At 38.7% G+C, this 12,949-nt stretch carries 11 protein-coding genes; 4 read left to right on the forward strand and 7 right to left on the reverse strand.

What is annotated here, in order from left to right:
* Positions 1-26: 26 nt before the first annotated feature.
* Positions 27-509, reverse strand: coding sequence for a YchJ family protein (locus tag AB4153_RS02665; RefSeq protein ID WP_371996270.1), 483 nt, complete (start codon positions 507-509; stop codon positions 27-29).
* 147 nt (positions 510-656) lie between these two features.
* Entirely contained in the window at positions 657-1,268 is a 612-nt protein-coding gene (locus AB4153_RS02670; protein ID WP_303517189.1) for a DUF4440 domain-containing protein, read from the reverse strand.
* A 128-nt stretch (positions 1,269-1,396) separates the two neighbouring features.
* On the opposite strand from AB4153_RS02670, the gene smrA reads away from it, so the two are divergent.
* Positions 1,397-1,987 (forward strand): DNA endonuclease SmrA, encoded by a 591-nt coding sequence (smrA, locus tag AB4153_RS02675; protein WP_371996272.1) that lies wholly within the window; start codon positions 1,397-1,399, stop codon positions 1,985-1,987.
* A 76-nt stretch (positions 1,988-2,063) separates the two neighbouring features.
* Here the strand turns inward: smrA and AB4153_RS02680 are convergent, their stop codons facing one another.
* From AB4153_RS02680 to AB4153_RS02690, 3 genes are all read right to left on the reverse strand, one after another.
* Positions 2,064-2,204: a hypothetical protein gene (locus AB4153_RS02680; protein ID WP_371996273.1), complete on the reverse strand. Its 141-nt coding sequence runs from the start codon at positions 2,202-2,204 to the stop codon at positions 2,064-2,066.
* A gap of 547 nt (positions 2,205-2,751) precedes the next feature.
* Positions 2,752-2,892: a hypothetical protein gene (locus tag AB4153_RS02685; RefSeq protein WP_157936199.1), complete on the reverse strand. Its 141-nt coding sequence runs from the start codon at positions 2,890-2,892 to the stop codon at positions 2,752-2,754.
* Between the two features lie 623 nt (positions 2,893-3,515).
* On the reverse strand, positions 3,516-5,390 hold the full coding sequence (locus AB4153_RS02690; protein ID WP_371996275.1) for a M2 family metallopeptidase: 1,875 nt from the start codon (positions 5,388-5,390) through the stop codon (positions 3,516-3,518).
* Between the two features lie 193 nt (positions 5,391-5,583).
* On the opposite strand from AB4153_RS02690, the gene AB4153_RS02695 reads away from it, so the two are divergent.
* On the forward strand, positions 5,584-6,228 hold the full coding sequence (locus AB4153_RS02695; protein WP_102527232.1) for a TetR/AcrR family transcriptional regulator: 645 nt from the start codon (positions 5,584-5,586) through the stop codon (positions 6,226-6,228).
* Between the two features lie 9 nt (positions 6,229-6,237).
* Positions 6,238-8,514, forward strand: a complete 2,277-nt coding sequence (locus AB4153_RS02700; protein WP_371996277.1) for an acyl-CoA dehydrogenase — start codon at positions 6,238-6,240, stop codon at positions 8,512-8,514.
* Positions 8,515-8,639: 125 nt separating this feature from the next.
* Here AB4153_RS02700 and pyk read toward each other — a convergent pair whose 3' ends face one another.
* A complete protein-coding gene (pyk, locus tag AB4153_RS02705) occupies positions 8,640-10,079 on the reverse strand; it encodes a pyruvate kinase (RefSeq protein WP_102527234.1) in 1,440 nt (479 codons plus the stop codon).
* Positions 10,080-10,285: 206 nt separating this feature from the next.
* On the reverse strand, positions 10,286-11,140 hold the full coding sequence (locus AB4153_RS02710; RefSeq protein WP_076541003.1) for a MurR/RpiR family transcriptional regulator: 855 nt from the start codon (positions 11,138-11,140) through the stop codon (positions 10,286-10,288).
* 330 nt (positions 11,141-11,470) lie between these two features.
* Between AB4153_RS02710 and zwf the strand changes: the two genes are divergently transcribed.
* Positions 11,471-12,943 (forward strand): glucose-6-phosphate dehydrogenase, encoded by a 1,473-nt coding sequence (gene zwf / locus AB4153_RS02715; protein WP_371996279.1) that lies wholly within the window; start codon positions 11,471-11,473, stop codon positions 12,941-12,943.
* The last annotated feature ends 6 nt before the right edge of the window (positions 12,944-12,949 follow it).

Consider the following 12,949-nt stretch of genomic DNA (forward strand, 5'->3'; position numbering starts at 1 on the left):
ATTGATTTCACTTTAAAGCTTTAACGTTAGACAATTTTTCGCATGCAACAAGCTTTAAACTTTTGTCCACTGTAGCAAACGCACTTATCATTTCGTTTGGGTAACTCAGCCGCTCTTTGTTCTCCTTCTGTGTAATACCACATGCCATTCAACTTCTGAAATTGTGAACACTCGTAAATAGCATCGATGTCATTATTGTTTATATACCATGCTTTAAAAGTGACTGTGCCTTCGACCAAATCATTTTGCGATTCTTCTACGTCTAATCCTAACCATTCAGTGTCATTTGCGCCTTGCGCTAGAAGTTCAACGGTTAAGCCATTTAAGTAGTCAGGGTGGTGGGTGTCGATTAAGTATTGATGATGCTGTAGAACAAAAGCGCAATAACGAGAGCGCATGAGTGTTTCTACATCATTTGCAGTGTTAACTTTTAAGTGAAATGGCTGGCAACACTGGGCGTAAGTGAGTGTTCTGCCGCAAGGGCAAAGAGATTGAATGTTTATTGTCATGTTAATGGCTAATGATCTGCTGGCATTTTATTGATTAGTATTGAAATGACAATGGTACAGATTTTTAAAGCGTAACAGAATATCTTTATCGATTCACCGTCGTTATGGCATTTCTAATTGCGATTTTATTGACTGAACATGAACAAATTAATGGTCGTGTTCGTCAGACTCTTGATGATTTTCATGTAAAGCCGTGGTTTCTTCATGTGATTCTATTAGTGGGTTAAATTGACGCCCGTAGTATAAGTTTGAACTTGGTTTTGCAGAGAAGTAGAAATCAGGTTTAACTTTAGTATTTGAATCAACGATAAACTGCCATTGTTGCTCACCAACTTTACGAGACACGAGAACAAACTTTCCTGAGAATACACTCGTTGGTTCGCCAGTTTCTTTACGGGGATGGAAACGCACTAAGTAATAACCTACATCGGTTGCATTTTCATCGGTCAATTCTCGGTTGATGACTCTAAAATCGACATCGATATGGGCTGATTTTTTGGCAATTTTCTTAAAAAAGACTTTATACAAGGATAAGATATTTTCTTTACCTGTCACAATTTCTTTATCGAAGGTTTCTGAAATGTAAACGGCATCGTCAGCATAAATTTGATCAATGATGTTGAGATCTAATTTTTCAAATCCTGAAGAAAAGACTTTATAGTTAGCATTAATTAAGTCGTTGTCTGTCATTGTTTCAGCAGTTGAAAAGTGACTGAAAAAAGATAAAACGAAAATAAACAAAAGTTTTATATGGCTCATGTAAATATAATGCTCTTAAAATGAGTTTTAAATGAATGCGTATGCAGTTCAAGATATGGATGACACTATAAATTATTATAATCCGCAGCAAAAGCGTGGAATCTTTACAAATTGTGTAGGAGTTGATGATGCAGCAAGAAGACAGTGATTTATTTTGGGAAGAAATGGCAGGTGTTAAGCCACTTAAGGTCAATGATAGTCATTTTATTCAATCCACTCATTTACCGACTGACTCACAGTTAGCAAGACGAGCTGCGGCAGCACAAAACGAGTATTTGGATAAACTTACTGTTGATCCTGCTTTGATACTACCGGTTGAACCAGAGGAGATCATTAGCTATAAAATCAATGGTGTCCAAGAAGAAGTGTTTCGTCATTTACGTTTAGGTAAATATAAAACTAAATCTGTAATAGATCTGCATGCTTATCGTTTGGTTCAAGCACGTGAATTGTTAATCGATGCTGTTTTACAAGCCTATGGGCGAGGTGAGAGAAATATATTAGTTATTCACGGCAAAGGGTTTAAAAGCAAACCTTTTGCTGGATTGATGAAGTCGGCTGTTAATCATTGGTTAGTTCAGTTAGAAGAGGTACAAGCTTTTCACAGTGCAACCCGCGAACAAGGTGGAACAGGAGCTTTGTTTGTGATGTTAGTCAAATCTGAACAGCAACGCGTAGTAGCAAGTGAAACCAATCGCAAAGGCAGCGGCTTTAGATAATGCATATGTCGTTAGGAATATGTGATTAATAAAGCCCGTGGGAAAGGGCTTTACGTGTTGTTTATCTTTGCTGCAGTTATATCAGTAAATAGCCAAGTACACCGATAAGAATCACAAATATAATGATTGTGGTTGTGTTGTTTGCTTTATCACTGCTTTCGTTATTTAAACGTTGTGAACGTTCATTTCTGTGTTTTTGATAACTTTTCTTGTTCATGTTGTGCCTAGGTTTCATTGTTTGAAACCGATTTAATGTTTTAGAAGGCTGCGGGATTAGGTTTGATGTCTTGTAGACTCGACCATAACTCCTGGAGATCATTAAATTGTATTAAGTAAAACAAAGGATATTGCGGCTTAGATACACCGAACGGAGTCAATATTCTTCTCAATAGAAGCATTCAATCACAGCTAATGATTAAATCTTTTTAAGCAAAAAGTTGTAATCAACAACCATTGGTGACAATCACTAATAACAGTCATTAATTAATAATCACTCACGTTCAAATATTAGTTAGTAGTACTGAGGTTTGAGTGCTACTGAAATTGATTCCATTAATAACTTTGTCATTTTCATCTAAAAAAATAACTATGTTTTATCCATAAATGTGAACTAGTGAGACATTTCATAAAAGATATTGTATAAAGCAAAGCTGATGGTTATAAAATGTTTAAAGTCGAAACTAATAAGTTAATTAACAGTATCTTACATGTTGTGGGTTGTTGCTGAATTATTCACAAAAGGCATCATTGAACCGGCTTTGCACTTACATGACGAAATACAACACTGCCATAGTGATGAAGAGAAAGTGAATGCTAGTTTTGTGGTTAGCATAATTTAATGTCGAACCTTTACGGATCCGTTTAGCTCGACCATTTCTTAGTTTTACATAGTTACTTTTTTTCACACAAAACTCCTTGCTCCTGAATAATTCAAGAAAACAATACTTAGAATGAAGAAGGGCTAATTAATAATTGAATGATTAATTATATTTTTAAACGAAGGCGGGTGTTTAACGGTATTGAAATCAACAGAAATCCGAATGTGGATTGTTGATGTAATAGGATCACCTACGCATTCGCTGCACAAGTAACTCCATTCACTTTGTGTTCGAACGTAAATTACCACAAAGACTTGTCTCATAAACGGCTATTTATGTGATCCAGATCGTATAAGTCAAAATAACAACAGGTGTCATATTAATGTCGTTAAAAGGTGTGCGGCTTTTGGTTGCTCACCTGTTTCTCATTTGTTTTGATCTGGTTAAATTGTGGCGTTGTGTTCAGTAAAGGGATAAATAAGATTTTGTGTGATTGAAGAAGCAAAAGGTTATGTTGTTGGTATTTGTATTCGATTTATATTAATTGATTAGGATATGCAAAGACTGACATTAGCAGTCATCAGGTTAATGTGCCTAGAATTGATTTAAGGCTAAATATTACTGTAGCTACAAAAAGAGCACCTTAATTAGGTGCTCTTTAATGTTTTGATTATTTACCAAAACCAATAGGTGTATCTATATTGACTCGATTACCAACCGCATTGACGATTTTCGGTTTTATTCTGCTCATCAAGCCAAACCTGCAATGGTGCAAAATAATCCAGTACCGCTTTAGCATCCATTGACTTAGTACCAGTAACAATATTCAGTGCTTCAGGCCAAGGCTGACTGAGTCCAGCTTCTAGCATTTGATTTAACTTCTCGCCAGCTTCTTTGTTGCCGTAAATACTGCATCGGTGGACAGGGCCTTCATTACCAGCAATGTCACATAACGATTTGTGAAATTGGAATTGAAGTACATGAGCTAAGAAATAGCGTGTATAAGGCACGTTACCTGGTACGTGGTATTTAGCTCCGGGATCGAAATCAGCTTCTGTACGTGCTATCGGTGCAGCCACACCTTGATATTTTTCACGTAAATCCCACCAAGCTTGGTTGTATTGTTCAGGTGATATTTCGCCATTGAAGACTTTCCAGCGCCACTGATCAATCATTAAGCCAAATGGCATAAAAGCAATTTTATCGAGTGCTTGTTTTAATAATAGACCGATGTCTTTAGAAGCATCAGGTACCTCGTCAAGTAAGCCTATTTGTTTTAAGTAGCTTGGGGTGATTGATAATGCGATGGTATCGCCAATAGCTTCATGGAAACCATCATTGGCAGAGCCTTTAAATAAATGAGGCTGGTTTTTATAGGCTCGTTGATAATAATTGTGGCCAAGCTCATGATGAATAACAGTAAAGTCTTCAGCAGTTTTTTGAATACACATCTTAATACGAATATCATCTTCGTTGTCTAAATCCCAAGCCGATGCATGACAAACGACATCACGATCTTTGGGTTGAACAAAAAGGGAACGTGTCCAAAAAGTATCTGGTAATTCATCGAAACCAAGAGATGAGAAAAAGCCTTCAGCTTGTTCAACCATTTTAATTTCGTCATAATTATTTGCAGCAAGTAGGGCTGTTACATCATAACCTGGATCAGCATCTTCAGGTGCCACTGAATTGTATATGGTTCCCCATTGCTGTGCCCACATGTTACCCAATAGATGAGCAGGAATTGGACCTTGCTTAGGTGCTATGTCATCACCATATTGCTCGTTTAACTCGCCTCGTACGTAACAATGTAGAGAATCATATAAAGGCTTAATGTCACCCCATAATCTATCGAGTTCTGCAGAAAAGTCGTCTGGTTTCATATCATATTGACTACGCCATAATTCAGATAGATCAGCAAAACCTAAGTCTCTAGCGCCTTCATTAGCAAGTTCAACTTCTCGTTCAAACAAAGGGCGCATCGGCTTAGCTATTTCACGCCAACCTTGCCAAGCCTCTAATAATACAGCGGGATCTTGAGACTCTGCCATTAACGCTGAAAGTTCAGGCTGCGTGAGACAACGTCCATCATCAAAACAGTATTTCCCTTTGCCATATAAGCCGTTTAATTCTGAACTGATTTGTGCAAGTTCTGCATTCTTTACTGGATCGAGAGGTGCGGGCAAAACAAGGCTACTGCGTAGAATATGTAACTTACGGGCATTGACAGGATCGAGTTCTACATTGGCATATTTGGCAGCTTCGGTAGCAAAGCTAACTGAGCGAGAAGTCATTTTCTCACCAATAGCAGCTGAGAGTGCGGCTGTATCTTCAGTAATAAAGTTACTATATACCCATTCAGTACGAGCGCCTTCTATAGACAATTGAGCCAACTCAGCTTCTGCTTGATTAATAAACTTAATTGCTGATTCACTATCAATTGTTGATGTTGCTTTAATAACAGTATTTTGAACTTCCGCTGTTGAAGTGATGATTTCTTCTTCTGCTTGTTGGCAGGCAGTAAGCCCTAATGCAATTGAAATAACCAATGCAATTTTGGACGGCTGTTTAAAAGGGTGTTTCATCTTATCGTTTTCCTTATTTTTATTGTCGGCGTTAGTTTACATAAATAAGGCTTATATTGCATATAAGTTAACAGAACCCGCTGTGATGCCTATAAACCTGCTATTAACTTAGTCTGTTAACAGTAAATTAGATTGACAAGTGTGCGCTCAATGTTTAATTTAAACGAGTGTTTTAATTGAAATGGGTCATGGAATGGCAAGCAGAACAGATACAAAAACAAGAATTCTTGATGCCGCTGAAAAATTATTTGCCGAAAGAGGCTTTTCAGAAACATCGTTAAGGTTAATTACCAGTAAAGCTGAAGTCAATTTGGCATCCGTTAACTATCATTTTGGTTCAAAGAAAGAACTCATTCGAGCGGTGTTAGCACGCTACTTAGATGTGTTTATGCCTAGTGCAGCAGCTGAAATACAAAGGTTATTTAAAAATCCAGAGCTTGCTAATTTGAATGAAATATTTTCATCGCTAATTAAGCCCTTGCTGGAACTCAATCAGGTACGTCATGGTGGAACAACGATTTTTCTACAGTTGTTAGGTCGTGGTTATATTGAGAGTCAAGGTCATTTGCGTTGGTTTATCACAACGCATTATGGACAATATTTAGAAGCGTTCGTAAAAGCGGTTTCAGCAAGTGCGCCGCATATTCCGCCTGCAGAAATGTTTTGGCGTCTACACTTTACCTTAGGCACAATTGTTTTCACTATGGCTTCTGCAGATGCATTAAATGAAATTGCTGCAGCAGATTATGGTGAACATAACGATACCGAAGCAATTATACGTAAAGTCATACCATATATGGCAGCTGGCGTTTCAGTACCCATTTTAGCAAAGGAATAAGGGATTAACATGACTGTCCTCATACTAGTTTTAATAGCACTGATTGTGCTATTTGGTGTCCGAAATTTAAGGATGCGTTTTATTACTCGTCCTGTTTTTAGTTTTTTCAAAAAAGTGTTACCACCGCTCTCAAGTACTGAAAAAGAAGCTATGGAAGCTGGCGATGTGTGGTGGGAAGGTGAGTTATTCCGTGGTAACCCTAACTGGAATACGTTACATAACTACGGCAAACCAACACTCTCTGCTGAAGAACAAGACTTTATTAACAATCAAGTGATGACAGCTCTCACAATGATTGACGATTATGACATTGTTCATAATCGTAAAGATCTACCTCCTGAATTATGGGATTACTTTAAAAAAGAAGGTTTTTTCGCCTTAATTATCCCTAAAAAGTTTGGTGGTCGTGAGTTCTCTGCTTATGCGAATTCAACTATTGTAAGTAAAATTGCTACCAGAAGTATCAGTGCTGCTGTGACAGTTATGGTTCCTAATTCACTGGGGCCTGGTGAATTATTGACTCACTATGGTACTCAAGAGCAAAAAGAGCGTTGGTTACCAGCATTAGCGGTTGGTGAAGAATTGCCGTGTTTTGCGTTAACTGGCCCTGAAGCAGGTTCAGATGCTGGTGCTATTCCAGATGTTGGTATCGTTTGTCGTCGTGAGTTTAATGGTGAAGATACCCTAGGATTAAGTTTAACTTGGGATAAACGCTATATCACTTTAGCACCTGTTGCGACCGTACTCGGATTAGCGTTTCAAATGCGCGATCCTGAAGGTTTATTAGGTGATGAACAAAACATTGGTATAACTTGTGCGTTAATTCCTACCGATCATGAAGGGGTTGAAATAGGCCGTCGCCATAACCCACTCATGATGGCATTTATGAATGGCACCACCACAGGTAAGGATGTATTTATCCCCCTTGATTGGATTATTGGTGGCCCTCAATTTGCCGGTAAAGGTTGGAGAATGTTGGTTGAGTGTTTATCAGCTGGTCGCGGTATTTCTCTACCTGCACTTGCCACGGCATCAGCGCAAATGGCGACTAAAACAACAACTGCTTACAGTTATGTGAGACAACAATTTGGCATGCCAATTGGTAAGTTTGAAGGCGTACAAGAAGCTTTAGCCCGTATCATTGCTAATACTTATCAACTTGAAGCCGCGCGTTGTTTAACGACAACAGGTATTGACCTTAAGGTTAAACCGTCAGTAGTAACGGCTATTGCAAAATACCATATGACTGAACTGGGTCGAGATGTGGTTGAAGATGCAATGGATATTCAATCAGGTAAGGGTATTCAGCTTGGCGCTAAAAATTACTTAGGTCATGCATACATGTCTAGCCCAATTTCGATAACGGTTGAAGGCGCAAACATCCTCACTCGTTCTCTGATGATTTTTGGTCAAGGAGCAACACGTTGTCATCCTTATGTCCTTGCTGAAATGGAAACGGCAGTGATGGAAGATCAAAAAGCAGCCATTAACCGTTTTGATGCTTTGTTGATGGGTCATATGGGCTACGCAGCACGTAATGGTGCTATGGCGTTCTTTAATGCATTAACAGCCAGTAAAACTAATTCATCGCCAGTGAGTGGTACCACGCAGCAGTATTACAAAGACATGAGCCGATTATCATCGGGTTTAGCCATCATGACGGATTTGTCTATGCTAATAATGGGCGGTGACTTAAAGCGTAAAGAAATGATTTCTGCGCGTATGGGTGATGTACTTAGCCAACTTTATTTAGCATCTGCCACTTTAAAGCAATTTGAAGACAACGGCCGTCAACAAGACGATTTGCCGATTGTGCATTATGTAATGACAGAACGTTTACATCTTGCGGCTAAAGCGCTTCATGAAGCAACACGTAACTTCCCAAGTAAGCTTGTTGGCATATTATTGAAAGTGATTATATTCCCATTAGGCAATCATTTTAATGCGCCATCAGATAAACAAGCGACGACATTAGCAGACAACTTCTTACAACCATCACCAGCAAGGGATCGTATTACTTTCTTATGTGCTGATTTTGAAGGGGATAAGAGTGGTATTGCTGAAGTTGAACAAGCTTTTCTTGCAAAGATTGAGTGTAAGCATTTATATGCTCGCTTGAGAAAAGCACAGAAGGCAGGTGAACTCACGCCAAAACTTCCTGCTCTAGCTAGTTTCAGTGAGGCGTTAGAAAACCATGTAATTGATCAGCAAGAGTACGACCAATTGGTTGATGCTGATACAAAACGTTTAGCTGCGATTAATGTGAATGATTTTGAATCACTATAATTAATGTTATTTGAAAGATTAAAACACACGTAATAAAAAACCACCTCATTGAGGTGGTTTTTTTATGAAGCTAAATAGCGAGTTAATTACCATTGAGCTTGATGTAAATGTAGTTACAAAATCAACTAAGCTACGACTAACACTTTACAAGTGTTTGTGCCGCCAACTGTTTCCATCGCATCACCTTTAGTCATTAAGACCATGTCACCTGATTTAAGGTAACCAGCTTTAGCGACAGCTTTTAGTGCTTCAGAAGCTAATGCATCGGCAGCGACTGCTGTAGAGTCAAACTGAACTGGCATTACACCACGGAATAATGCAAGCTTTGCTAACGTCTTTTGATGACGTGACAGCGCAAAAATAGGTAATGACGAACTGATACGAGACATTAATTTAGTTGTCTCACCAGATTCAGTCAAACTGATAATCGCTTTAACACCTTCAAGGTGGTTAGCTGCATACATAGTAGAAAGGGCGATAGTTTCTTCAATAGAATTGAACTTTTGATCCAATCTATGTTTAGAAGACATCACTGAAGGATGTTGCTCTGCACCTTTACAAACGTTGCTCATTGCTAACACAGTTTCTTCTGGGAAGTCACCGGCAGCTGTTTCAGCTGAAAGCATTACCGCATCTGTGCCATCTAATACAGCGTTAGCTACATCCATCACTTCTGCACGTGTTGGCATAGGACTAGAAATCATTGATTCCATCATTTGCGTCGCTGTAATAACAACTTTATTAAGTTGACGTGAGCGCTTAATGAGTTTCTTTTGAACAGCCACTAATGCAGCATCGCCAATTTCAACACCTAAGTCACCACGAGCAACCATTACAGCATCAGATGCTTTAATAACATCGTCCATTGCTTCGTCAGTACCAACAGCTTCAGCACGTTCCACTTTTGAAACGATTAATGCATAGCTACCAGCTTCTTCAGCAAGTTTACGAGCTAAGTCTAAATCTGCACCTGTACGTGGAAATGAAACGGCAAGGTAATCAACTTGAATTTGAGCAGCTGTTAAAATGTCAGCTTTATCTTTTTCAGTTAATGCTGGTGCAGTTAAACCGCCACCTTGCTTATTGATACCTTTATTGTTTGATAGAGGACCAGCAACAGTAACAGTAGTGAAAACTTTTTGACCGTCTACTGAATCAACACGAAGTTGAACACGACCATCATCAAGCATTAAGATGTCACCGATAACAACGTCGTTTGGTAACTCTTTGTAATCAATACCAACTTGCTTTTCGTCACCTTCGCCTTTGCCTAATGCCGCATCTAAAACAAAGATATCACCTAAATTCAGTTGAATTTTTTTGTTATCTTTGAAAGTAGAAACACGAATTTTAGGGCCTTGTAAGTCACCTAATACTGCGACATGAACACCTAACTCTTTAGCGATGTTACGAGCGTCAGTAGCACGTTTAAGATGATCTTCTGGTGAACCATGTGAGAAGTTAAGACGCACCACATTCGCACCCGCTGCGATGATTTTACGTAAATTGTCATCACGATCAGTTGCAGGGCCAAGTGTAGTAACGATTTTAGTTCTGCGGAACATAAGATACTCCGTTAATTTAAAGAAAAAGAATTCGGTACATATAATGAAACTATATTAACAGAGATTTTGGCATTATGTAGGAAAGTTACAAACAAAAAGAACGGTTTTTGTGTTTTATTTTTGTGACATAATCGATCTTTAGACAAAAAAAAGGCCGAACAGTTAATACTGTTCGGCTTTTCAGTCTTGTCATTTAAAGGAAATATTTAAATAGTAAGATCTTTATTAACCCGTGATTCTTTTAAAACTTCCTTAACACGCTTCAAATTATCCCGAAAACGTGGGCCTCTGCGAAGGGTAAACCCGGTTGCCAGAACATCAATTGTGACGAGCTGTGCTAAACGAGATGCCATAGGCAAATACATATCTGTATCTTCTGGCACTTCCATCGTCACTGGTAGAGTACATTCGTGTGAAAGAGGGGAATTACGTGCAGTAATACCAATCACGGCAGCGCCGTTCTCACGTGCAATACGGGCTATTTCAATTAATGATTTGGTACGTCCAGTATGTGAAATTAGTACGACCACATCACCTTCATCACAGCCAATGCAGCTCATTCGTTGCATCAGTACATCATCAAAGCATATAACTGGAACATTAAAGCGGAAGAATTTATTTTGCGCATCGTGAGCAACAGAAGATGAAGCACCTAGGCCGAAAAACGAGATGGTTTTAGCTTGAGTCAGGATATCGACTGCTTTGTTAACTGCTACTACATCTAGGCTTTGACGTGCTGTATCAAGGGATGCCATTGAAGATTCGAAGATTTTTGTTGTATATGATTCTGGAGAATCATCTTCTTCGACATGACGGCTAACATAAGGCGTGCCGTTAGCAAGACTTTGCGCTAGATGTAATTTAAAATCAGGAAAGCCTTTAGTGTCTAGACGGCGACAAAAGCGATTCACCGTTGGCTCACTGACGTCAGCCATTTTCGCAAGCGTAGCTATACTAGAGTGGATAGCTGTTTGTGGAGAAGATAAGATAACTTCTGCCACTTTACGCTCTGACTTACTAAATTGTGTAAGGCTCTTTTGCACCTTTTCAAGGGTATTCATAAGCAATTGTCCGCTAAAATGGATGATGTAATTTTATATCATAAATTACATTTTAATAGTAAATGAAGTAATTTTCGTACTTCTATAAACGTTATGTAGTCAGTTTACTGAGTTATTCTGTAACTATAAAGAGATAGTAGAGTAATTTAATCACCAAAATACTATCAGGTTTTATGTTAAAAAGGCTAGATACAAGACAAACGAATATTTTCAAATTATAGATGCACAAATCTATTTCTGTTGTTATATTACAACAAAAGTGTGTTTTAAATCATCGGCAGCACAAAATAATAGCCAATGAGCACACAATATAAAGGAGTATGTAAAGCAATGAGTAACTCATCATCAGGGGCTAAGGCTTGCGATTTTGTACTTTTTGGTACGAAGGGCGATCTCGCGAGACGTAAATTACTGCCTTCACTTTATCAATTAGATAAAGCAAACCTGCTAGATAAAGATACGAAAGTGATTGGTGTCGCTAAAGATGCCTTCACTCATGAAGAGTTTGTCGCCTTAGTACATAAAGCGTTAAACACATTTGTTAAAGACAAATTGTGTGAAGAAACCCTAGAAAGATTTATTGCTCGTTGCCATTACATCGGCACTAACTTTACAGAAGCTGAAGGCTATAAAGCATTCCATGACTTATTAGAGCCTACTAAGCGTGTCATGGTAAGTTATTTTGCAACACCTCCTTCTATCTTCGGCGATATCTGTCGTTGTCTTAATGAACAAAATCTTATTCACTCTGATACGCGTATCGTGCTTGAAAAGCCAATTGGTACTTGTCTTGAGTCTTCAAAAGTTATCAATAATAAAGTATCTGAGTATTTCAATGAAAATCAGGTTTACCGTATTGACCATTACTTAGGTAAAGAAACAGTACAAAATCTGATAGCACTTCGTTTTGCAAATTCTTTATTTGCATCGAAGTGGGATAACCGAACCATTGATCATGTACAAATCACTGTCGCTGAAGAAGTGGGTATTGAAGGCCGTTGGGGTTATTTTGATACTGCAGGTCAAATGCGTGACATGATCCAAAACCATTTATTACAAGTGTTAACCCTTGTTGCAATGGATCCTCCAGTCAATCTTGATGCTGACAGCATTCGTGATGAAAAGGTAAAAGTCCTTAAATCATTGCGTCCAATCACACCATATAACGTTTTTGAGAATACTGTGCGCGGTCAATACACCGCTGGTTTCTTAAAAGGCAGCCCAGTACCTGGTTACCTTGAAGAAGAAGGTGCAAACGTTAAATCAAGTACTGAAACTTTTGTAGCACTGCGTGTTGATATTGATAACTGGCGTTGGGCAGGCGTACCTTTCTACTTACGTAGTGGTAAGCGTATGCCATTTAAGAGTTCTGAAATTGTGGTTTACTTTAAAAATCCACCGTTGAACTTATATCGCGACAGCATGCGTAATTTGCCTCCAAATAAATTAACGATTCGTCTACAGCCTCATGAAGGCGTTGAAATTCAAATGATGAATAAAGTGCCTGGTTTGGAAGAGAAACAGCGCATTCAAACTACCAAGCTTGATTTAAGTTTCACCGATACTTTCAAAAACGAACGCATTGCAGATGCTTATGAACGTTTGTTATTAGAAGCCATGATTGGTAACCAAGCCTTATTCGTTCGTCGTGATGAAGTTGAAGAAGCATGGACTTGGGTTGACGGCATCATGAATTCTTGGGAAAACGGCGGCGAAAAGCCAAAGCCTTACCCTGCAGGCACTTGGGGCCCAGTTGCTTCAGTTGCTCTTATTACTAAAGACGGCCGTTCTTGGGACGAGTAAGGATTG

The organism is Shewanella sp. 10N.286.52.E4 (genome assembly GCF_041468785.1).
Classification (GTDB): Bacteria; Pseudomonadota; Gammaproteobacteria; order Enterobacterales; family Shewanellaceae; genus Shewanella; species Shewanella electrodiphila.

Bases quoted from the DNA above. Each gene is read 5' to 3' on its own strand.
- AB4153_RS02680 (WP_371996273.1), bottom strand. From the start codon at position 2,204: ATGAACAAGAAAAGTTATCAAAAACACAGAAATGAACGTTCACAACGT.
- AB4153_RS02690 (WP_371996275.1), bottom strand. From the start codon at position 5,390: ATGAAACACCCTTTTAAACAGCCGTCCAAAATTGCATTGGTTATTTCA.
- zwf (WP_371996279.1), top strand. From the start codon at position 11,471: ATGAGTAACTCATCATCAGGGGCTAAGGCTTGCGATTTTGTACTTTTT.
- AB4153_RS02710 (WP_076541003.1), bottom strand. From the start codon at position 11,140: ATGAATACCCTTGAAAAGGTGCAAAAGAGCCTTACACAATTTAGTAAG.
- pyk (WP_102527234.1), bottom strand. From the start codon at position 10,079: ATGTTCCGCAGAACTAAAATCGTTACTACACTTGGCCCTGCAACTGAT.
- AB4153_RS02695 (WP_102527232.1), top strand. From the start codon at position 5,584: ATGGCAAGCAGAACAGATACAAAAACAAGAATTCTTGATGCCGCTGAA.
- AB4153_RS02670 (WP_303517189.1), bottom strand. From the start codon at position 1,268: ATGAGCCATATAAAACTTTTGTTTATTTTCGTTTTATCTTTTTTCAGT.
- AB4153_RS02700 (WP_371996277.1), top strand. From the start codon at position 6,238: ATGACTGTCCTCATACTAGTTTTAATAGCACTGATTGTGCTATTTGGT.
- AB4153_RS02665 (WP_371996270.1), bottom strand. From the start codon at position 509: ATGACAATAAACATTCAATCTCTTTGCCCTTGCGGCAGAACACTCACT.
- smrA (WP_371996272.1), top strand. From the start codon at position 1,397: ATGCAGCAAGAAGACAGTGATTTATTTTGGGAAGAAATGGCAGGTGTT.